General features: G+C 64.4%; 14 protein-coding genes. 7 read left to right on the top strand and 7 right to left on the bottom strand.

From position 1 onward, the window contains the following. Window positions 1-23 precede the first annotated feature (23 nt). Window positions 24-554 (top strand): sterol desaturase family protein, encoded by a 531-nt coding sequence (locus tag ACP69Z_RS07400; RefSeq protein ID WP_426266866.1) that lies wholly within the window; start codon window positions 24-26, stop codon window positions 552-554. On the opposite strand, the gene ACP69Z_RS07405 is transcribed toward ACP69Z_RS07400, so the two are convergent. From ACP69Z_RS07405 to crtY, 3 genes are read right to left on the bottom strand one after another with little or no spacing between them, the layout of a single operon-like run. Then, complete coding sequence (locus ACP69Z_RS07405) at window positions 505-1,443, bottom strand: phytoene/squalene synthase family protein (RefSeq protein WP_426266867.1); 939 nt, start codon at window positions 1,441-1,443, stop codon at window positions 505-507. The two genes, ACP69Z_RS07400 and ACP69Z_RS07405, sit on opposite strands and share 50 nt — an antisense overlap. Beyond that, a complete protein-coding gene (locus tag ACP69Z_RS07410) occupies window positions 1,440-2,918 on the bottom strand; it encodes a phytoene desaturase (RefSeq protein WP_426266868.1) in 1,479 nt (492 codons plus the stop codon). Before ACP69Z_RS07410 ends, ACP69Z_RS07405 begins: the two co-directional genes overlap by 4 nt. Next, complete coding sequence (gene crtY, locus ACP69Z_RS07415) at window positions 2,915-4,054, bottom strand: lycopene beta-cyclase CrtY (RefSeq protein WP_426266869.1); 1,140 nt, start codon at window positions 4,052-4,054, stop codon at window positions 2,915-2,917. The genes ACP69Z_RS07410 and crtY overlap by 4 nt, the downstream gene beginning before the upstream one ends. A gap of 113 nt (window positions 4,055-4,167) precedes the next feature. Between crtY and ACP69Z_RS07420 the strand changes: the two genes are divergently transcribed. Next, window positions 4,168-4,608, top strand: a complete 441-nt coding sequence (locus ACP69Z_RS07420; protein ID WP_426266870.1) for a DUF2141 domain-containing protein — start codon at window positions 4,168-4,170, stop codon at window positions 4,606-4,608. A 52-nt stretch (window positions 4,609-4,660) separates the two neighbouring features. On the opposite strand, the gene ACP69Z_RS07425 is transcribed toward ACP69Z_RS07420, so the two are convergent. Genes ACP69Z_RS07425 through ACP69Z_RS07435 form a run of 3 tightly spaced genes read right to left on the bottom strand, consistent with a single transcriptional unit; the run spans window position 4,661 to window position 9,115 of the window. After that, the gene (locus ACP69Z_RS07425; protein WP_426266871.1) at window positions 4,661-5,812 is read right to left on the bottom strand and encodes an HlyD family efflux transporter periplasmic adaptor subunit; all 1,152 of its coding nucleotides are present in this window, start codon (window positions 5,810-5,812) and stop codon (window positions 4,661-4,663) included. A gap of 10 nt (window positions 5,813-5,822) precedes the next feature. Further along, window positions 5,823-7,946 (bottom strand): ATP-binding cassette domain-containing protein, encoded by a 2,124-nt coding sequence (locus ACP69Z_RS07430; RefSeq protein ID WP_426266872.1) that lies wholly within the window; start codon window positions 7,944-7,946, stop codon window positions 5,823-5,825. Further along, window positions 7,943-9,115, bottom strand: a complete 1,173-nt coding sequence (locus ACP69Z_RS07435) for a TolC family protein (RefSeq protein WP_426266873.1) — start codon at window positions 9,113-9,115, stop codon at window positions 7,943-7,945. Before ACP69Z_RS07435 ends, ACP69Z_RS07430 begins: the two co-directional genes overlap by 4 nt. A gap of 623 nt (window positions 9,116-9,738) precedes the next feature. On the opposite strand from ACP69Z_RS07435, the gene ACP69Z_RS07440 reads away from it, so the two are divergent. Both ACP69Z_RS07440 and ACP69Z_RS07445 read left to right on the top strand, forming a co-directional pair. Further along, window positions 9,739-12,267 (top strand): VCBS domain-containing protein, encoded by a 2,529-nt coding sequence (locus ACP69Z_RS07440; RefSeq protein ID WP_426266874.1) that lies wholly within the window; start codon window positions 9,739-9,741, stop codon window positions 12,265-12,267. Between the two features lie 89 nt (window positions 12,268-12,356). Then, window positions 12,357-17,045 (top strand): beta strand repeat-containing protein, encoded by a 4,689-nt coding sequence (locus ACP69Z_RS07445; RefSeq protein WP_426266875.1) that lies wholly within the window; start codon window positions 12,357-12,359, stop codon window positions 17,043-17,045. Window positions 17,046-17,883: 838 nt separating this feature from the next. Here the strand turns inward: ACP69Z_RS07445 and ACP69Z_RS07450 are convergent. Then, window positions 17,884-18,129: a hypothetical protein gene (locus tag ACP69Z_RS07450; RefSeq protein ID WP_426266876.1), complete on the bottom strand. Its 246-nt coding sequence runs from the start codon at window positions 18,127-18,129 to the stop codon at window positions 17,884-17,886. Between the two features lie 164 nt (window positions 18,130-18,293). On the opposite strand from ACP69Z_RS07450, the gene ACP69Z_RS07455 reads away from it, so the two are divergent. From ACP69Z_RS07455 to ACP69Z_RS07465, 3 genes are all read left to right on the top strand, one after another. Then, window positions 18,294-19,271: a cell wall hydrolase gene (locus ACP69Z_RS07455; RefSeq protein ID WP_426266877.1), complete on the top strand. Its 978-nt coding sequence runs from the start codon at window positions 18,294-18,296 to the stop codon at window positions 19,269-19,271. A 129-nt stretch (window positions 19,272-19,400) separates the two neighbouring features. Next, window positions 19,401-20,387: an ROK family protein gene (locus tag ACP69Z_RS07460; RefSeq protein ID WP_426266878.1), complete on the top strand. Its 987-nt coding sequence runs from the start codon at window positions 19,401-19,403 to the stop codon at window positions 20,385-20,387. Between the two features lie 119 nt (window positions 20,388-20,506). Next, entirely contained in the window at window positions 20,507-21,697 is a 1,191-nt protein-coding gene (locus ACP69Z_RS07465) for a TonB-dependent receptor plug domain-containing protein (protein WP_426266879.1), read from the top strand. The last annotated feature ends 1 nt before the right edge of the window (window position 21,698 follow it).

A 21,698-nucleotide genomic window follows, 5' to 3' on the forward strand; every position in this document is an offset into this window, starting at 1 on the left:
CCGTAAGTGCCTATATCCACGTCATGAGCTGGTTTGCCGGTTTTGCCCTGTTCGCCGCGACCGTCCTTGCGATGGAGGGGTTCGCGTATGTGCTGCACCGCTTCGTCATGCATTCGAAATGGGGCTGGGCGTGGCACGAGAGCCATCACCGTGAGCGCAAAGGCTGGTTCGAGCGCAATGACCTTTATGCCGTCGTGTTCGCGCTGCCGTCGATCCTGCTGATCTGGGGCGGGCTGAACGGCGGATGGGGCGACTGGGCGACCTGGATCGGCGCTGGCGTGGCGTTTTACGGGGTGATCTATTTCGGCTTTCACGACGTGATCGTGCACGGCCGTCTGCCGCACCGGATCGTGCCGCGTTCTACCTATTTCAAGCGGATCGTGCAGGCGCACAAGCTGCATCACGCGGTGGAGAGCCGCGACGGGGCGGTGAGCTACGGCTTTCTTTATGCGCCGCCGGTTGATGCGCTGAAACAGGCGCTGAAGCGCAGCGCCGAGGCGCGGGTCAGGGCCGCGAAGGGCGGGTCCAGAGCCCGGAACGAGGAACGGGCCTGACCGGCCACAGGGCTTCCCGAAAGGCTTCCGCCACCAGCGCGGCCTTTTCGGCCTTGGAGGTGCTGATGCGATTGTCCCAGGCGTGCGGGCCAAGGGCGGCGGCGCGGGTCGCGATCTCGCCGTAGATGCCGCTTGCGGAGAGTACCGCCCAGCGGCTGCGGAAGGGCAGGCGGGCGGCGCCGATGCGGGCGGAACGGCGGTAGTCATCGGCCATGTCGCTGAGGCGGTGGGCAAGGCGGGCAAGGGCACGGCGATGCTTGGGATCGGCGAGATCGGCGCCGGCCAGGCCCTCGGCTTCGAGCCATTCGGTCGGCAGGTAGACCCGGCCAACGCGGGCGTCCTCGACGATGTCGCGCGCAATGTTGGCGAGCTGGAAGGCAATGCCGAGATCGGCGGCGCGATGGAGTGTGTCCTCGTCGGACGCGGGCACGCCCATGACATGTGCCATCATGACGCCAACCGCGCCCGCGACCTGATAGCAGTAGGAGAGGAGATCCTCGGTGGTGGTCGGGCGCCACCCGGCAGCGTCGCGTTCGAAGCCGGCGAGGTGGTCGGCGGCGATGGCCGGGGGAATGGCGCAATCGGCGGCGACGACCCGCAGCGCATCGAACGGGACGAGGCCGGTGTCCTCCCCGGCGAAGGCGGCGGCGGTTCTGTCCTTGAGAAAGGCGATGCGGGCGGCCGGGTCGGCAACGCGCTCGGCATCGTGGCCGAGGGTCTGGCCGTCGGTGATGTCGTCGCAGGCGCGGCACCAGCTGTAGAGCAGCCAGCTGCGTTCGCGGGTGGGGAGGTCGAACAGCTGGCTGGCGAAGCGGAAGCTCTTTGAGCCAGCCGAAATGCTTTCCAGCGCGCCCTGGACCAGCCGTGCCCGTTCTTCTTGCCCGATCACGCCAGCATCAGCCCCGCAGTTGCCTCCGCGCTGCCGACCACGCCGGGAATGCCCGCGCCGGGGTGGGTGCCAGCGCCGATGAAGTAGAGGTTGCGCAGCTTGTCGTCGCGGTTGTGGGTGCGGAACCAAGCCGATTGCCACAGCACCGGTTCGAGGCTGAAGGCGGAGCCCAAATGCGCGGCTAGGTCAGTCGAGAAGTCGGCCGGCGTGTAGTGGAAGATGGTGCGGATGCGGCTGCGGATGTCGGGGATCAGGCGCTCTGCAAGCGTGTCGAGCACGACTTCCTGATACTTCGGGCCTTCTACCGCCCAGTCGACGTCGGCGCGGGCGGCGTTGGGGACGGGGGCCAGCGCGTAGAAGGTCGAGCAGCCGGGCGGTGCCATCGAAGGGTCGGTGATCGTCGGGTGGTGAAGGTAAAGCGCCGGATCGGTCGCAAGTTTGCCGGTCTTGTAGATGTCGTTGACGAGCCCTCCGTAGCGCGGCCCGAACAGGATCGTGTGGTGGGCGATGTCGAAGGTGCCTTCGAGCCCGAAGTGGAGCACGAACAGCCCGGGCGAGAAACGCTTGCGCTTGAGAGCACGGACCTGTTGCGGGCCGCGGCTGGAGCCTTCGATCAGGCCGTAACTGTGGACCACGTCGCCGTTGGAAGCGACCGCGTCAGCGGTGGCACTCCAGCCTGACGCCGTGCGGACGCCGGTAACGCGGTCATTCTCGGCGGTGATGGCGGTGACAGGATCGCCGAGGCGAATGGTGCCGCCGATCCGCTCGAAGTGGCGGACCATACCGGCGATCAGCTTGTTGGTGCCGCCTCGCGCGAACCATACGCCGCCGTCGCGCTCCAGCTTGTGGATCAGCGCGTAGATCGACGAGCAGGTCATCGGATTGCCGCCGACCAGCAGGGTGTGGAAGCTCAAAGCCTGGCGAAGGTGCTCGTCCTCGACGAAGCTCGAGACCATCGAATAGACCGAGCGCCAAGCCTGATATTTGGCGAGCGCGGGAGCAGCCTTCAGCATGTCGCCGATGCTTTCGAACGCCTTGGTGCCGAGCTTCACGTAGCCTTCGTTGAAGACCCCCGCACTGTAGGCAAGGAAGCGCTGGTAGCCGGCCCAGTCATTGGGGTTGAGCGCGTCCATCGCGGCTTTCAGTTCGGCGTCGTCGTTGGTGTAGTCGAACACCGTGCCGTCGGGCCACGACAAGCGGTAGAAGGGCTTTACGGGCACGAGGTCGACGTCCTCGCCCATATCGTGGCCGGACAGCTTCCACAGGCGCTGTAGGCAATCGGGATCGGTGATGACGGTAGGGCCGGCGTCGAACACGTGGCCGTCCTTCTCCCACACATAGGCCCGGCCGCCGGGGCGATCGCGCGCTTCGATGATCGTGGTCCGGACGCCTGCCGATTGGAGCCGGATCGCCAGCGCAAGGCCGCCGAAGCCGGCGCCGATGACGATTGCGGTCTTGTAGGGAGAAGTGGTCACAGGCGGTCCTTCAACACGCGAAGCGCCCGGAACAGGGGCACGGGAGGCTTGCCGGACAGGATGCGCACCTTGTCCATCCCGCTGCTCGTCCCCGCATAAAAGCGCGCGATCAAGGGGCCGGAAAGGCGGTAGAAACGCTCCAGCACCCGGTAGCGTTGATGTGGGTCGGCAGCGCGGAACAGCAAGGCGGTGAGAAGGCGGTAGAACCTGCCTCTTTTCCAGTGCTTGGCCGCACGGGCGCGGGTAGCAGCGGCGAGCCTGGCATCCAGCGGAGCTTCCTCGGCAAGCCAGATCGCGAAGCGGACGGCGTCCGGAAGAGAATAGCTGGTCAGCGGATGGAAGAAGCCGCCGCGTGCGCCGGCGCGGGCGACGGGGTCATGCCTCGGCCAAAGGCGGTCGAAATCACCGCCGGTGACGACGGGAAGCGCGCCCTGCTCCTCGCGGGTGCGCGCCGCGACCTGCCAGCCTTGGCTCGCCGCATAGTCCCCGATGCGATCTCGCAAGCGCTCGTGGTCGATCTCGGGCGCGTCGGCATAATAGGTGTCTTCGACGAACAGCTCGGTCGGGGAGAAGGGGAGGCAGTAGACGAAGCGGTAGCCATCAACTTGCTCCACGGTCGCGTCCATGACGATGGGGTGGGCGATGCCGTGGCCCTGCGGGATGGTGAGGAGCTGGCCGACGAACTTCTGCCAGCCAAGGTCGAGCCCTTCGGCCTTGCCGCCGCGTGCGTCGAGCACGGACGCTGCGTCGATCCGCTCGCCGCCTTCCAGCTCGACATGGGTAGGGCCAAGGTTGGTGACGACTGCCCGGCGGATTTCTGCAGGCAGGAGGGCGCCGCGCACTGCTTCGTCCAGCGCTTCGCTCTCGATTGTCTGATAGGTTTGCGACAGATGGCGGCTGTGAGCGGGGAAACGGACGTCGTAGCCCGGCCAGCGGTGACGGATCAGCGGGTCGGTCAGCCACCGGTGCGCCGGCGCAACATCGCTGTCGAAAAACGACCAAAGGTGATTGCCGCCGATGGTGGCGTCGGGCTCGATCAGCAGCAGCTTAAGTCCGGGGCGGCGGCGGCGCAGCGCAAGGGCGCAAAGACCCCCGGCAAGCCCACCCCCAACGATCACCAGGTCATACGATGCCATGAAGTTTGCGATCTAGCGTGTCGTGGCGGCGCTGGCGACCCCGCCTCAAGCCCGTTAATCAAAGGCAAAGGGCCGGAGTGGCAGGGCAAGCTATGACAACCAAGCGGACGGGAATGGCAGCGGTTTCGCTGCTGGTGGCAGTGGCGACGATCGGGGCGGGGGTTCCGACGATGCCGGAGGCGGGGGCAGACCTGCAGGTGCAATTGTCGGGCGTTCGCTCGGCCAAGGGTGTGGTTCACCTTTGCCTGTCGCCGAATCCTGGCCGCTTCCTCGACTGCAAGGCCGACCCCAATGCGATTGCGCGCACGCTGGCGGCAGGAAGGGCGGGCCGGATCGACCTCGGGCCAATCAGGGCCGGCACTTATGCGCTGCTGGTCGTCCATGACGAGAACCGCAACGGCAAGCTCGACATGATGATGGGCATTCCGCGCGAGGGATTCGGCTTCTCGAACAATCCGTCGATGAAACCGCGGGCGCCCAAGTGGGAAGAGATCCGCTTCACCATGCCGGCGAACCCGACCGTTCAGCAGATCCGCGTCCGTTACGTCCTGTAAGGACGGGGGAGGGCGGGAGACGGTCACCTGACCGCCTCCCGCCCTTGTCCGATCAGCGCTCCCCGAGCGAATCGCCGGTCGTCTTGAGGATCGGCTTGGTCAGATACTTGAACACGGTGGTCTGACCGGTGATGATCTCGGCGACCGAGGTCATGCCTGGCTGAAGCACGATCTTCTCGCCCTCGTGGCGCGGACGCAGCTTGGCCGGATCGGCGCTCAGCAACACCCGGTAATAGGTCTGCACCCCTTCCTTGGTTTCCTCGGACAGGGTGTCGGCGCTGATGTGGGTGACGATGCCGTCAGCCGAGCCGTAGATGCTGCTGTCGTAGGCGTCGAACTTGACGTTGGCCGTCTGACCCTGGCGGATAAACGCGATGTCCGTCGGCGACACGCGAGCTTCCACCACCAGCTTGTCGCCGGTCGGGACCAATTGCAGCACTTCGTCGCCGGCGCGCAGAACGCCGCCCACCGTGTTGTACTTGATGGCCACGATCACGCCGTCGGTTGGGGAGCGCAGCTCAGAGCCGCGCAAAATGGCGGAACGCTGGGTGAGCTGCTCGGTGGCGCTCGCCAGCTCTTCCTCGGTCTTCGCATATTCGGTCTGCAGTTCGGCGAGATACTCGCTGCGCCGGGTGTTGATCTGGCCCTGCAGGTCCGAGGTCTGGCGCTGCATCCGCAGCACTTCGGAGCGGCTGACGTCGCCGCTGTCGACCAGCGGGAGGTTCATGTCGAGTTCCTGCCGGGTCAGGCTGAGCATCGCCTGGAGGCTCTGGATCTGGCTCGACAGCGCCTGGCGGCGACGGGTGTAGAGCTCGCGCTGGCTCGCAACGAATTCTGGATGGGTGCGGGTTTCCGCCGGGAACACCAGCGGGCGGTTGAACAGTTCGGCCTGGATGCGGGCCATGCGCGCCTTCAACGCCGCCACCTGTGCTTCGCTTTCCTCCACAGCGGCGCGGGGGCGGGTTTCGTCAAGGCGGACCAGCAGATCGCCGCGCTTCACCCGGTCGCCTTCGGAGACGAGGATTTCCGCGATGGTGCCACCATCCTCGCTTTGCACGACCTGCGTGCGGCCGCTCGGGATGACCTGGCCGCGGGCGCGGCTGACCTGGTCGATTTCGGCCCACAACGACCACAGCACAAAGGCCGCCACCGCAAAGGCGGACAGCAGAATGATCTGCGTGGATTGGCGAAGACGAAAATTCATGCGGGAAACCTCAAGCGCCCTGGGCGAGCTTCACGGGGGCGGGGGATGCGGGCTGGGCCGGCTGCTGGACCTGCTGCTGCGAATTCTCGCGCAGCTTGGCCAGAACCTGGTTGGTCGGACCGTCCATCATGATCTTGCCGCCGGCCATGACGATCAGGCGAGTGGTGAGGGTCAGCAGCTGCATCCGGTGGGTGACGAGGACGAGGGTACGCTCGGGCGTCATGCGGCTGCGTAGCGACTGGATCAGCCGGGCTTCGGTGGCCTGGTCGAGGTTGGAGGTGGGCTCGTCGAGCAGCCACATCTTCGGTTCGGCCAGGAACAGACGGGTGAGAATGGTCAGCGTGCGCTGTCCGCCCGACAGGCCGCGGCCGCCTTCGGCGATCGGCAGGTCGACACCCATCGGGTGTGAGGCGACCATCGGCGCGAGGCCGATCTCGGTGATCGCCTTCATCAATGCGTCGTCGCCAGGATCGCCGAGGCCCATGAGCAGGTTCTCGCGCATGGTGCCGTTCAGCAGGCGGGTATCCTGCGGCAGGTAGCCGATGTTCCGGCGCAGCACGTCGCTGGCGATCTGGCGCATCTCGAGCCCGCCGACGCGGATCTGACCTTCAGCCGGCGCGTAAAGGCCGGCGAGCAGGCGCAGCAGGGTCGACTTGCCTGACCCAATGCCGCCGATGATGCCGACCTTTTCGCCAGCACGGATCTCGAGCCGGGGCACTTCGACGCTGGGCCGCTCGGGCGAATAGCCGAACTTGAGATCGCTGATCTGGAGGGCAGGCGACAGGTCGGCCGGACGAAGCGCTTCGGTATCGGGCGCTTGGTCGAGCGGCAGGCGCATCAGGGAGTCGAGACCCGACAGCGACGAGCGGGCATAGCCCCACTGGACGAGCAGGCCGGGCAGCTGGGCCAGCAGCGGACCATTGACACGGCCGGCGATGATCGAACAGGCGATCAGGGCGCCCGGCGTCATTTCCCCGTTCGACACCAGCACCGCACCGAAGGCGATGATCAGCACGTAGGCGAGCTGCTGAAGGCCGCTGAACAGCGAGTTGGCGATCGACGACCAGCGCTTCACGCTGTCCTCGTTCAGCTGCACTTCCTCCATCAGCTGGTTCCAGCGCGCGAGCATGTGCCACGAGCCGCGGTTGGCCTTGATCGTCTCGGCTGCATCGAGCGCTTCGACCAGAAGGCCGTTCTTGCGGTTGCCGTTGGCCTGCGCCTTGGCGGTATCGTCCTTGATGAGGCGGGCGAAGATCCACGACAGGACCAGCGCCAGCGGGAAGGACACGATCGGGATCAGCGCCAGCGGGCCTCCGATCCACGAAATGATCATGATGAACAGGATGGCGAAGGGCAGGTCGGCTAGCAGGAACAACGAGCCCGAGGACAGAAGGCCACGGATCTGCTCCCAGCCGCGGATCTGCGCGGCCATGGTGCCGATCGACGGCGGCCGGGCGTCGAGACGAACCGCCTGCGCGCGGGCGAAGAAGACTTCGGAGACCTCGGTGTCGACCTTGGCCGCTTCCCGCTCGATCATCAGCGAACGGGTGGTTCGCAAGATGAAGTCGAGAACAAGCGCGATGAAGACGCCGACGGTCAGCACCCACAACGTCGCAAAGCCGCTGCGGGGAATGACGCGGTCGTAGACCTGCATCGAGAACAAGGAGGTCGCGAGCGCGATGAGGTTCACGATCACCGTTGCAAGAACGGCAGAAAACAGAACTTTCTTGCGCAGCAACAACGAGCGGCCGAAGACGTGGATCGCTTTTTCGTTCTGGTTGCGATCGCTCAGCCGCGGCAGCTGGGGCAAGTAGAAGCGGGTTTCGGGCCCAATCTCGCGCAGGCCGCTGAAGGTCGGCGAAACCACCCGTACCGCGTCCAGCGTCTCGAACTGCTCGGCGATCGCCCAGCCTTCATGCTCGTCATACATGAAGAGCGGGAACTGGTGGGCGCGGGGGCGATGGCCGACGTCGGTCGGCTTGCGCCAGCCGAGCCGCGCCGCGAGACGTTGCAGGCTGGTGGGGTCATAGGGACCAAAGCCATCGGGATCGCCGGCACGGGCGCGCCAGTCGGGTGCAAGCTCGGCGGCCTGGCGGGTGGCGAAGCGGTCAACCAGATCGAGAAAGCTGTTCATCGTGCGGTGTCCGCCCTGATTTCATTGGCTTGCCACTGACAGCTGCGGATCAGCAGTCGTGCGGAGCTCGACATTGCAGAAAGTTCGGCGTTGGCCAGCGCAATCCGAGCGGCGTTGCTTTCGCGCACTGCGTTCATCACGTCGAGCCAGGTCCGACGTCCGGTGATGAATTGGCGCATGAAGCTGTCGGTGACGTTGGACGACGAGGCCGCCGCATCCCTGCTGCTTTCCACCTGCGCGGCGGCGGCAGTGTTCTCGACGATGTCGAGGACGATCGCCTCGCGGGTCTCGCGCTCAGCCACCGTCACCCGGAAGCGCGCGGCGTTGGTGCGGGCGGCGGCCGCGTTGGCGGCGGCCACGGGCGACAGCCCGCCGTTGGTGTTGGCTTGCACGGCAATGCCGAGGCCGCTGCCTTGAAACCGGTCGTGAGTATATTGCACGCCGACCTGCGGGAAGATCGCCGCCCGAGCGAGCTTGCGGTCCGCATCGGCGACCTGCGTTTCGGCCTGGAGGCGGCGGATGGAAGGGTCGCAGGTCAGCGCGGCATCGACCAGGCCTTCCGAAGCCGGGTGGTGAACCGCCTTGTTATATTCGGGAAGCGGGTCGACCTCGTAGTTCGGATCGCCAACGAGTTCGCGAAGCTGCTGCAGCGCGGCGTAGCGCTGGGCGGTGACGAGGCTCAGTTCCTGACGAACCTGCGCGGCACGCGAGCGGGCGAGATCGAGGTCGGAGCGCGGGCTGACTTCCTGCTCGACCCGGCGCTCCATCGATTCGACCAGGCGCTGATGCTCGGCAAGGGATTGGTCCAGAATGGCGCCAACTCTTATGCCTCGGACCACGCCGTAATAAGCGCGGGACACCCGGGTCAGGATGTCGAAGGCAGTGACCCCGACTTCGGCTTGGCTGGCCGAGCGAACCGCTTCAGCGCGGTCGATGGAGGCGCCGATCCGCCCGCCGGCCCACAAGGGCTGGAACACCTGAAGTTGCGGGTTGAGGGTGGTGCCGCGGGTTGCGGCGGAGACGCTGGCGCTCGGTGCTCGAAGCCATTTGGCGGCGCGAACATCCTGCTCGGTCGCCCGGACCAACGCGTTCGCTGCCTTCATGGAGGGATAGCGTTCGAGGGCGAGATCGGCGGCGCGGGCGAGTTGTGGGTCGATGCCCGCGGGCACCCGCTCGGCAGCCGCGGAAGGGGCGGGGGGTCCATATGTCGCGGGCGCGGGAGCGGGAGTGGACGGGGGAGGGGCCGTTACCGGCGCTGTTTGCGCGCTTTCTTGCGCAGACTGTGTCTGCCCGAACACGCTGGAGGCTGCCGAAAAGCTGCCCAGCCCAACTGCCAGAACCGTGATCGCACCCCACCGGACGGGCGCCGGCAATGCCAAGCTACGTACCTGAAACATAGACAGAATTGACCCGCTCTAGCCCTGTTGATTCAGTGCTGTTCGACCCCTGCCGCAAGGGGGATCCCAAGCCCGGGAAGGTAGCTGCTGCTCCGCAGCTTTTCCAAAAAGACACCTAACCCCGCGTCACCTTGGAACCTTCTTCCGGCGGCCCCTACCACCGGACTTTGCTCTAGGCGAGAACCAATTTCCGCCTGGCAGAAAGTCTTTACCCTAAGTTAACACCATGAACCGCAGGGCTTATCCCGCAAAAACCGTCGTAGAGGGGCCTTGCGCTTTGTTTTGGCCCATTTAAGATGAGCCGACGTTAATTAGAGGCAGCTGCAAAGCGGCTGTTTCAAATCGTGCGCCTGGCACTGTTGGGCGAGTGGATATTACCAGGGGAAGGACCAGACATGAGTGATGGCGCGACGCAGAACGGTGGAACCCAGGCTGCTTCGACGGGTGAGGCTGCTGCCGTGACCGGCGCAGGGGTAGCGGCGACGGCGACGGCGACGGCGACAGCCGCTCCGGCCGCACAGACCGCGGCTGCCGCAGCCGCTCCGGCAGCTCCTGCCGTTCCGCTTCCCGCCGCTGTCCCGGCGGCTGTTGTTGTTCCGGCCGCAGTCGCGGTGGCCGCCCCGGCCGCTGCTGCCGACGCTGATTGCAAACCGGTCAAGAAGAAGGCGCATCACGACCACGACAAGAAGGACGGCGAGGAAGAGCATGCTCGCGCGCCGGGCAATGATGAGGACCAGAACCTCAGCCAGCCGGCCGAAGGCTGCGTCCTGCCGCAGACCGGCGAGGCTGCTGCGGCTCCGGCCGCTGAAGCACCGGCCGGGACCCCCGTCTATGACGACGGCACCGGCGGCGGCATCTCGAGCGGCCTCCTGATTGGTGCCGGCGTGCTGGCGGCAGTTGGCATTGGCGTTCTCGCATTGTCTGGTGACGATGACGAGGAGCAGAACGCTCCTCCGGTTGCGAATGCGGACACGGCCACCGTTGCTGAAGGCGCGACCCTGAATGGGTCGGTCGCAACCAACGATACCGATCCCAACAATGATCCGCTGACTTTCGCACTAACAGGCGCTGCGCCTGCGGGCCTGACCTTCAATGCCAACGGCACCTATGTTTTCGACGCCAACAATGCTGCCTACAACAGCCTGGCGGCCGGCGCGACGCAGGTCCTCAGCATCCCCTACAGCGTGTCGGACGGCCGGGGTGGCACTGCAAATTCGACGCTGACCATCACTGTGACTGGCACCAACGATGCGCCCGTTGCCGTTAACGACACTGCCGCTGCAACCGAAGGCGGCGCGGTGGTGACCGGCAACCTATCGGCCAACGACAGCGATCCGGACACCGGCGCGACCCGCACCTATACGCTGGCTGCGCCTGTTGCTGGCCTGACGGTCAACGCTAATGGCACCTTTAGCTTCGACCCGACGAACGCGGCTTACAACGGCCTCGCTCAAGGTCAGACCCAGGTCGTCACCGCCAATATCAACATCTCGGACGGCGCTGGTGGAACCGCCACTTCGACGCTGGCGATTACCGTCACTGGCGCCAACGATGCGCCGGTTGCGGTTGCGGACGTCGCTTCCGGTACCGAGGGCAATGGCAACCTGACCGGTTCGGTCGCCGCCAACGATACCGATCCCGACACGGGTGCGGTGCTGACCTACAGCCTTAATGCGCCAGTTGCGGGCCTCACGCTCAATTCCAACGGCACCTACACCTTTGATCTGAACGATCCTGCATATGACGCTCTGAACACGGGTCAGACCCGGGTTGTGGTCGCCAACTACACGGTAAGAGACGCGCAGGGCGCAACGTCCACCTCGACGCTGACCATCACCGTTAACGGTACCACCGATGGCCCGATTGCGGTTGCCGACACGGCTGCTGCCACTGAGGGCGGCGCGGTTGTGACCGGCAATATTTCGACCAACGACGTTAATACTGGCGCCTCTGGCACCGTGACGTACACGCTCGCAACTCCGGTTGCTGGCTTGACGCTCAACCCGAACGGCACGTTCAGCTTCGACCCGAACAATGCGGCGTATGATGCGCTGAATACCGGCCAGACGCAGACCGTGGTGGCCAACACCATTGCAACCGATGCCTCGGGTCGTACCTCGGCGTCGACGCTGACCATCACCGTTACGGGCCTCACCGACGTCCCGACGGTCAGTACGGTCAATCTCGACATTGATGACGACGCCAATCTCAACACCGTTCGCGTGTTCGACGGCGGAGCTGGCGCGGTGAACTTCACCGACAGTGACGATGTCGCCAACCTGGTCGTCATCAACAACTTCGGCCAGGATGACTTCATCACTTTCGATGCGGCCTTCACCGGTAACGGCCGTCCGTCGTTCGCCAGCGGCGATTTCGACAATGACAATGTGGCGGATGATCTTCGCATCACCACTAACATCAACGGGGTCGTGAGCGACATCGTGCTGACCAACGTGGTCACCGCCGGTGCGTTGGTGTTTGACGAAGCAACTGCCGATGCGGCTGTTGCCGGAACGGACAACTTCCGCTCCAGCGCAACTCCGACCACGCCAACGACGCCGGTTGGCGCGACGGCTCAGGCGCTTGAAGCCGACGACAACACCAATCCGAACGACTATCGCACCTTCAATGCGGCTTCGGGCTCGTTCCGCTTCACCGACGATGCCGATGCGGCTAACAATGCCATCATTGTCGGCCTGGGCAACAACGATCAGATCGTTCTGGAAGCGGGCAACACCTACTCGTTCACCTCCGGGGACCGGGATGGCGACGGGCTGGCCAACGACATCACCGTCACCATCAACAAGGGCGGTGTTGTTTCGGAGCTGATCCTTAAGGATGCGGTGGTCAACAACAACCTCGTGTTCAGCGAGGCCACAGCCGAGCAAGCGCTTGGTGGCATCGATTATTTCTCGTTTGCTTGAACCAAGAATTAAGTTACGTAACAATCTGATCGCCGAGTTTGAGGCGTGCGGATTTCTGTATTCAAATCCAGGGGCAGGAGTTTAAAGAAATGGCAAGGGTAACACTTACTTCGGCGGGTGAAGACGTCACCGTCGGTGGTTCCGACGTACAGGTCGTCGGCACCACGTCCGCCAACGAGATCATCACGGTTATCAGCGGCAACATCCGCCTTGATCCGTCGTTCAACCAGGGTGGTGACACCGTCGTCCTGCCGGGCGCCGCGTCGAGCTACAGCGCTTACCTCGTCGGCACTGAAGTCGTGTTCGTGCGCAACGATGGTGCGGTGACGCTGCGCATCCCGGTGGGGACGGCTGGGACCGAGATCCAGTTCGACGGCGGTGACTCGCGCACCCTGCAGATCAACACCACCACTGGCACCATCCAGCTGGAAGGCCAGAACATCAGCGGCACCGCAGCGGCGCCGACTCCGATCACCGGTGGTGGGGTTGTGACGCCAACCAACGGGTACGACGTCGTAAACACGACTACCGCGGTGACCGAGGGGGACTCGGGCAACAGGCAGTTGGTGTACACCATCGAGCTCGACCGTGCAGTCACGGCGGCTGATGGTCCCGTCACACTCAACTTCCGCACGCTTAATGGCACCGCGACTTCGGCCGACGATTATGTGGCGGCTGCCGGTCAAGTCACCTTTGGGGTTGGCCAGCGCTTTGCAACCGTAACCGTCCAGGTGAACGGCGATCTTCGTCAAGAAGCTGATGAAACCCTTCAGCTCGAGCTGACAGGCGCTGCTCTGCGCAATGGTGCTGAGTTGCTTAACGGTGTCATCCTGAACGATGATGTTGTCACAAACCTCACTTCAGGTTCTGATGCAGTTAACGGCACCGCGAACAATGACATCTTCTTGGCCGCTAATCGCAACCTTGGTGCGGGCGACCGCCTAACGGATACGAACGTCGGTGACACCGACCGTCTCCAGGTCGCGATCGATGGTTCGATTGGCGCGAACGGGAACTTCGGTGGCTTCGAGTTGGTGAATATCGAGGCGCTTGAGGTCACTAACGACTCGGGCAACAACGACGTTCGCTTCGACCTGTCGGGCTCCACCGGTCTTACGTCCGCTTCGTCGGTCAACAGCGCCAACTCGATCACTTTCGATCAGCTGCGCAGCACTCAGACCGCAATCGGGCTCACCCGCATTACTGGTCTGGATGCCGACGTGACCGCGATCTTCCAAGCCGCGGCAACGCAAGGTGCCACGACCAACGTCACGGTCGTCGCGACTGACAGCGTGTCGGATGTTCTCCGACTGCAGACTGCTGGCGACCTGGCGGGTGCTACGGGCACTGGTATCGAGACGGTCACCATTCAGGCAATTGGTACGTCGTCGATCGAGACGCTTGATACTGCTTTAACCAACCTCGTGATTAATGGTGGCGGATCCTTCGCCATTGACAATGCGCTGCGTACGTCGGTTCGCAACATTGACGCGACACTCGCAAATAACGTCGACCTAGACTTTTCGGCGAATAATGTTGGAGTGACGGTCCTCGGTGGCTCCGGCGATAACGTCCTTGCTGCTGGTGCCGGTAATGACACGATCACTACTCAGGGCGGCGACGACAGCATCACCGACACCGGTGGTAACCTCACCGCCAATACGGGCGCTGGTGATGACACCGTTGTGCTGGCGGCCAACACGTTCGACCTCAACGACACGATCACGCTGGGCGGCGACGCTGGCGACACGCTCGTGATCAACGAGCTGCTGGTCGATGCGGACCTGACGAATGTCGAGGGTGCGACCAACCTGACCATCAACGCCACCGGTGCGGCGGTGATTGGTGCGCAGGCGATCGACGCTGACATTCGCCGGGTTAATCTCAACGTCAACGCCGCCGGTAACGACAGTCTTGATGCGACCGGCGTTACGACCGGCCTCACCGTTGACCTCGGCGCGTTCGGTGGTGAGGACACGGTGCTGTTCGGCACCGGCAACGACACGCTGATCACCTCGTCGCTGACCGACGGTGACAACTTGGTTGGTGGTGCGGGTTCCGACACGCTGAACATCCTCGATGGTGCGAACACCGTTACGGCGGCCTCGCTGTTCCGCGGCTTCGAGACCATCACCATCTCCAGCGATGGTGACGGCGATGACCAGTCGATCACGATTGACAATGGCAATGCCCCGACTGGGAACGGTGTCCTCACCGTCAATGCCTCCGCTCTGGTTGCCACCACGGACGAGGACGACGCCGACGCCGATGAAGTGTTGACCTTCGATGCTTCTGCCGTGACCGCTTTCTCGATCAACGTGACCGGCGGCGCAGCTGGCGACATCATCAACACCAACAACACCCTCGCGGACAGCGTGTTCGGCGGTGCCGGCAATGACGAAATTACGGCCGGCGCCACTGCTGCTGGCGCTGGTGACATCGTCCGTGGCGAAGCGGGCGATGACACCATCACGCTTGGTGCGGGCAACAACGATGTCGACGGCGGCGACGATGACGACACGATCATCATTGGCGCGGGTGCGGGCAACAACAATGTCCGTGGTTCGGCTGGTGACGACCGGGTTGAGATCCTGGCTGGTGCCGACTTCAATGCCACCGACATCATCGATGGTGGTGTTGGCGGTACCGACACGATCAGCGTTGTTGGCACGCAAATCGATGTGAACTTCACCGGTGCAACGAACTTCGAGGTTATTGAGGGTCGTGCCGGTGCTGCAAGCAACATTACGCTGGGCGCACAGCTCACTGAGGCTGGTATCACCCGCGTCAACCTGCTGAACACCGGCGCCGACACGCTGGCCGTTGCTGCAGGCTACACTAACAGCCTGACGGTAGATGCCAGAGCGGGCGGCGATGACGTCATCACCACCGGTGGCGGCGATGATCTCATCATCACGGGTATTGGCGATAACAGCATCACGACCGGCGCTGGTGCCGATCGTATCCGTGTCTCGGGTGGTGAACTGACCGCTGCGGACACGATCGTAGCGGGTGCTGGTACCGACACCGTCGAACTCGATGTCTCTGGAACTGGCGCTGCTGCGTTGGGTCCGGTCACTGCGGTGGTCAACCTCAACAACGTGACGGGTGTGGAGCGCTTCGCGGTTATCGGTGGCGGTGATCGTGGTGCCGGGATCGACGCCGATGCCAGCACGATCACGTTCCAGAACGGCAACTTCGCTGAGGCAACACGGATCAACGTCGATGCAACTGGCCTCACGGATGCTGCTGACAGCCTCACCGTCAACCTTGACGCCGTCACTGATCCGGATGCGATCTTCGTCGTAACCGGCTCCGACACGGCGACGACCATCGTGCGGCGCACGGGTACTTCGGTCGCCGGTGTTGAGTTCACCGGCGGTGCGGGCGTCGATCAGCTGGTGATCGACGGCAACACCGCTACTGCGGAGCTCGTCTTCGACGGCCGCGGTGGAACGGACCGGATCGTGCAGGCTGGCGGTACGCTCAGCGACAATGTCTTCGCCAACTTCAACAATGTTGAAGTGCTCGCGGCGGCTACCGGGCAGGTGCTCAATGCCTCGCTTGGCTTCGAAGCGTTCGATGCGGACCTGGTCCGGATTGAGGGTTCGGCGGGTAACGACACTGTTACCCTGACGTCCGGCTTCACTGGCCCGCTCACGGTTGTGATTGGCGGTGGTGATGACAGCATCAACGGCGGTAACTCGACGGCGAGCCTCACCTTCGTTGCGACGGCCAGCGGCCTCACCGCTGCTGACGTCCTGACGGGCGGTCGCGGTCAGGCCGACGTGCTGAACATCACCGCAGGTGGTAGCTCGAACGTTGACGGGGTTACCCGTGTCGAGACGATCAACATCAACAACAGCACCGCGGCGGTGAACCCGACCGAGACCTCTGTGATCGATCTCGGAACGCTGAACGACACGCAGGTGGATGGTGGTCGCTTGACCATCAACTACAACAACAGCGCTGTCGGTGACACGCTGAGCCTGACCACCAATGCTGCCTCGACGGCGAACCTGACTGTGAATGCTGGCGTCAATGCCGACACCATCACCACGGGTGCCGGTGCGGACATCGTCAACGGCTTGGCTGGTGACGATGTCATCAACGCTGGTGCGGGTGCCGACTTGGTCAACGGCGGTGAGGGTGCTGACACCATCAACGGCCAGGCCGGTGCGGACACCATCAACGGTGACGCCGGTGCTGACAGCCTGTTCGGTGGTGACGGCAACGACACTATCAACGGTGGGATCGGCAATGACACCCTCGTCGGCGGTATCGGTGCTGACCGTCTCACGGGCGGTGACGGTGCGGATGTGTTTGACTTCAATGAGCTCAACGACAGCCGTAACACCACGACTGCTGCGGGCCCGGTCAATGACCGTGACGTCATCACGGACTTTACTTCGGGCGTCGATCGTATCGATCTGAGCGACATCCTTGCCCTATCGGGTGAGACGTCGATCCGGTTCAACGGGAACTTCAACGACTTCGGCTCGGCGCAAGCTGCGGTGGGCACGGGCGCAGGCGACACGGCTCTGGATGTCGTGTTTGTCCGCAACCTCGAGATCGATGGTGTTATCCGTTCGGTGCTCTTCGTCGACATCGACAACAATGGTCAGCTGGGCGGTGACGACCTGCAGATCATCCTGGAAGGCGTGACGTCGCTCACCTCGGTGGACGTCGGTGGTCCGGCTCCGACCACTTTTGCTCCTGCGGCTGAGTTCTCGGCGCTTCGTTTCGATGGCGGCTTCGAAAACCATCAGTTCGCCTAAGCTTAGTCTCGACCAAAGAAACGGGGTCCCTCGCGCAAGCGAGGGGCCCTTTTTCTTTGTGCTTGTCGCAAGGGTTGGAGTGGCGCGGGTGGTAACTGCCCCGTCCAACAGTTGGGTACAAAGCTACACCTTTGCCGCTGCCGGAGGCCGGGTGCTTGGACGACTATGCGTCGCACCGCCCACACGTAAGCGTAGAGGCTGAGTCGGTCGGGAGGCCTGGGGCGCAACCCAGAAGCAATCGGCAATCACGCGTTGTGCAGTAGCCGCTTGCTGGCGAGGCAAGGCTCTCGCTTGCTGCCGCCGGCTCTGCAGAGGTCAGTGCAAGCTTATCGCCTAGGGTTCGTAGGCAATGAGCTGCCTTTAACCTCTCGCGCGCTCGCTGCTCCTGCGCTGCAGACGATCACGCCAAATGCGAAAATACGGCGCCAATGGTGCAAGCTAAGGCGTGAGGGCGGCTGAAAAGCCCCAGCATCGACTTCGAAGTTATCTGTCGTTCAGTGACCAATAGCGTGACATCTGCCCGAATTGCATTTGCCGGAGCTTAGGGCATCGCCGTACCGTGTAAGCCGATACCGGCACAGGATGCACCTAAGTTGCTGCTACCGATGGGTGTTGCGACCTCGCGCTTCATAACGATGTGCAGCGTACTCGGCGTGTGGAGCATCAGCGCTTAAGCTGCCTTGTTGCTCAGCCCTTCAGGATGCGCCACCGGGACGTAGGCGCGGGGAGCTGAAGATGTAAGTAGCAGCCCTCCGAGGAAGTTGGTGATGGCATAGCACGACCTCCCAAGTATGAACTTTGTCGCTAATCTCAGACGCCGCGCCAATCAACCTTCACACTAGTCGCGGGGCACCATGTTCAGGGCGCCGCAGGTGCATTCCACCACCAGCCGCTGATCGGTCTGGATCTTGCTGTGAAAGGCGGCGAGCGTGGTGCCGGTCGCAATCGCCTTGCCGCACTTGCCGCAGTTCAGGTCGCCTTCATCGCTGCCCGTCATAACCGGCAGCTTGTTGGCGCGGATGTGTGCGTCGGCGCCGGGACGAACCTCTTGAATTGTCTCGAGAATGATGTTGTTGTCGCTCATTGCGATATCCTTTGAGTAGCAGCGCGGCGCCTTGAAGTGTATCGGTGCTGCCGCCGCGGCGGATCGCGCTCGATAGGCGTCTTGAGGGACGCCTTGGACGAACGCCGGCAAGATGGTCAAGCCTGCGGGCAGCCAAGATGGTGGGAGGGATCAAAGGTTTGGCGTTGAGCGGGCTGAAAGCGATGCTGGACGGGCGCAGCGCTGCGCTGGCACCGAGCAGCGGCAAGCTGCGCGGGGCGCATAGCGGCGCGCTGGCCGCTCTCCTCGCGATTGGAATTGGCGGCTTCTTCCTGGTCGATCCCGGCTCCAAGGACCGCGCCTGGGCATCGCTGCCACGCGTCGCGGCGGTCAAGGAGCCCGCTCTCCTTCAGATCACGCCGGCGCAGGCGGTCGAGCGCGGAGTGCAGCCAAGCGCGCTTGGCGCCGCGCGGCCGTTCCAGTTCACCGCGCTTGACGCGACCTCGCGCGAACGGGCCGAAAAGTGCCTTGCCGAAGCCGTCTATTACGAGGCCGGCAGCGAGAATGAGGACGGGCAGCGTGCGGTCGCGCAGGTGGTGCTGAACCGCGTTCGCCATGCCGCTTTCCCGCATTCAGTGTGCGGCGTCGTCTACCAAGGGTCGGAGCGCACCACCGGCTGCCAATTCACCTTTACCTGTGACGGATCGCTGGCGCGGGTGCCTTCGCACGCCGGCTGGCGCCGGGCGATGGAGGTTGCGCAGCGGGCCCTTGCTGGTGACGTGTTCGCGCCGGTCGGCCACGCGACTCATTATCATGCGAGCTGGATGGTGCCGTATTGGGCGCCGAGCGTCGCGATGGTGGGGCGGATCGGCGGTCACGTCTTCTACAGCTGGAAGGGCGCGGCGGGGAGCGCGGGCGCTTTCCGGCAGGCTTATGCCGGGGTCGAGCAGCTGAAGGAGCGGCTGATCCAGCCGGCCGTTGTCGAGGATGCGGGCGCTCCGACCGAGGTCGAGGTCGCCCAAAGCCTTGAGAACCCGGCACTGACCGGCAAGGTTCGCGGGGTCGAGGCGTTCGAGGATCCGAGCAATGCGGACCTCCTCAACTACAAGACCGCCGGAGCCACGCCCGGAACGCCGCGTGCCGATGAGGCCGAGGTCAAGAAGGCGCTTGCTTCAGCGCTTTAGACCGGAAAGCTTCCGCGCCAGCGGCACACAGTTGCGCACGACAGGCAAAGCCGGGGACCACGACGCCGCCGCTGCGCTCGGGTAAGGCACTGCGCGATGACCCTCTTATTGTCGCGAGAGTTTTGACCCATGGACCCCGTCGTTCGCCGCACCGAAGCCGGCCTTGTTCGTGGGGCTTGCAGCGAAGACATCTGCTGCTTCCTTGGCATTCCTTATGCGGCGCCGCCGGTCGGTGACTTGCGATTCGCCGACCCGCAACCGGCAGAGTCGTGGGAAGGATCCCGCGACGCGACTGATCCGGGGCCGCCCGCGCCGCACCGGATAGTGCGGATCGACACGGCAGCACCGGCCGTCACGATGGCGGCGCTGGAGGAAGTGCTGGCGCGGTGGCACACGAGCCAAGGGTTCGAAGCGATCGGCGTGGCGAGCTTCGGCCCGCTCCGGCTTGACCCTGACGCGCCGGATCATGGGGCAATCGTCTCCACACCCAAGCCAGGCTGGTCGGGCACCGACGTGCTGCGGCGGTGGGAGCGGTTCGGTGTGCCGGTCGCGCTTCAGGTCGACGTGATCGGCGCTGCCCTGGCCGAGCAACGGTGGGGCGGGGCGCAGGGCTTGTCCGACTTCGTCTACATCACCGTCGGCACGGGCATCGGCGTCGGGCCGATCATCGCCGGAATGCCGATTGCGGCGCGCGGCCATTGCGAGCTTGGCCACGCCCGCGTGGCGCGGCTTCCCGGTGACGAGTGGCCGGGAGCCTGTCCTTTCCATGGCGACTGCGTCGAAGGGCTCGCATCAGGCGCCGCTATCGCCGCACGGGCCGGTACGGCTCGCCCGGACGCCGCGTGGGAAGGGTGGCAAAGCGTTGAGCATGCGCTGGCGATGCTGCTGCACAATCTTCTGCTCGGGTTGCAGACCCGCCGGGTGCTGATCGGCGGCGGGGTGATGGAAGCCCGGCCAGCGCTGGTCGCGGCCATCACCGAGCGCCTTCGCGTCAGCCTTGCCGGTTACTACACTGCAGCGGAGCTCGGGCCCGACTTCCTCCTGCCACCGGCGCTCGGCGCGCGCGCAGGCCCGCTCGGCGCCCTGGCGCTCGGCCTTCGCGCGATCGCCGCATGAGCACGCGCGGCAAAGCGGAAGACGCGATCGGCAAAGTCGTGAGACCTTTCAGATAGGTTCGCGCCGGCCTAGACCTATCAGATTGCTCGGGGGAGGCACCGGGCTCTTTGGAGACGGTCATGCGGACGACGAGCACCATTCTTCTTGCCACCACCATGCTGGCGACCGGCGCCCCGGCGTTGGCGCAATCCACCGGCGACGTGACACCGGCCGAACAGGCCCAGACCGACGCGCCGCCGGTCGGCGCAGCGCCGGTCAGCGCGCAGGAGCAGGAGATCGTCGTCACTGCGCGTAAGCGCGAGGAAACCCTGCTGGAAGTGCCGGTGGCGGCCACCGCGGTCAGCGGCGAGTTGATCGAGCGGCGCGGCCTGTCGTCGCTGCGCGACATCGCGACGCTCACCCCGGGTCTCAACATCAACGGCGACGCGGCGGGCCGGGCGTTTGTCTCCATCCGCGGCGTTGGCGTGACGCTGGTCGAATCGGTGCAGCCGGGCGTCGGCATCTTCATCGACGGCATCTACCAGCCGAACACCGCGTTCCTGAACAATCCGCTGGTCGACGTGCAGCGCGTCGAAGTGCTGCGCGGTCCGCAGGGCACTCTCTACGGCAAGAACACGCTCGGCGGCGCGATCAGCGTCATCACCCGTCAGCCAAGCAATGACTTCGAAGTGCGCGGCGGCGCCAGCTATGCCGGCCCGGATGATGCCTGGAGCGCGTTCGGTTCGGTCAGCGGTCCCATCATCCGCGACCGGCTGCAAGCGCGTCTTGCGTACTCGCACCGGCAGCAGGGCGGATTCCAGTACAACCCGATCCTCAAGGCCGACGCCAACCCGCTCAATACCGACACGGTGAACGGCACCCTGCGCGCCGAGCCGGTCGACGATGTGGTCATCACGCTCAATGGCTACTATGACAATGTGAAGGGCGCCGCGACGCCTTATGCCCGCATCACCGGCCCGCGCGACTACAGTCGTCAGGTCGAATTCAACGCGCTCAACCGCGAGTATTTCAAGTACAAGGGCGTGAACGGCCGCATCGAGCTGCCGCTGGCGGGCATCAATACGGACGTAACCCTGATTGCCGCCTACGACGGCCGCGACGGCCGCTCGCCGGACAATGACGGCGAATTCAACCCGGTCGATTTCGCCCGCATCAGCGGCGTCAGCGAGATGGACACTTACACGGGCGAACTGCGCTTCGACACCAAGCTGTCGAGCACGCTGACCTCGTTGATCGAGCTGATGCGCTCGATCAAACGGGCGCTCGATCCCGCCGACATTATGAACCCCGGAAAGGTCTTTGCGCTTTGAA

Origin of the sequence: Sphingomonas sp. LHG3443-2 (genome assembly GCF_049896405.1) — a bacterium.
GTDB lineage: Bacteria > Pseudomonadota > Alphaproteobacteria > Sphingomonadales > Sphingomonadaceae > Sphingomicrobium.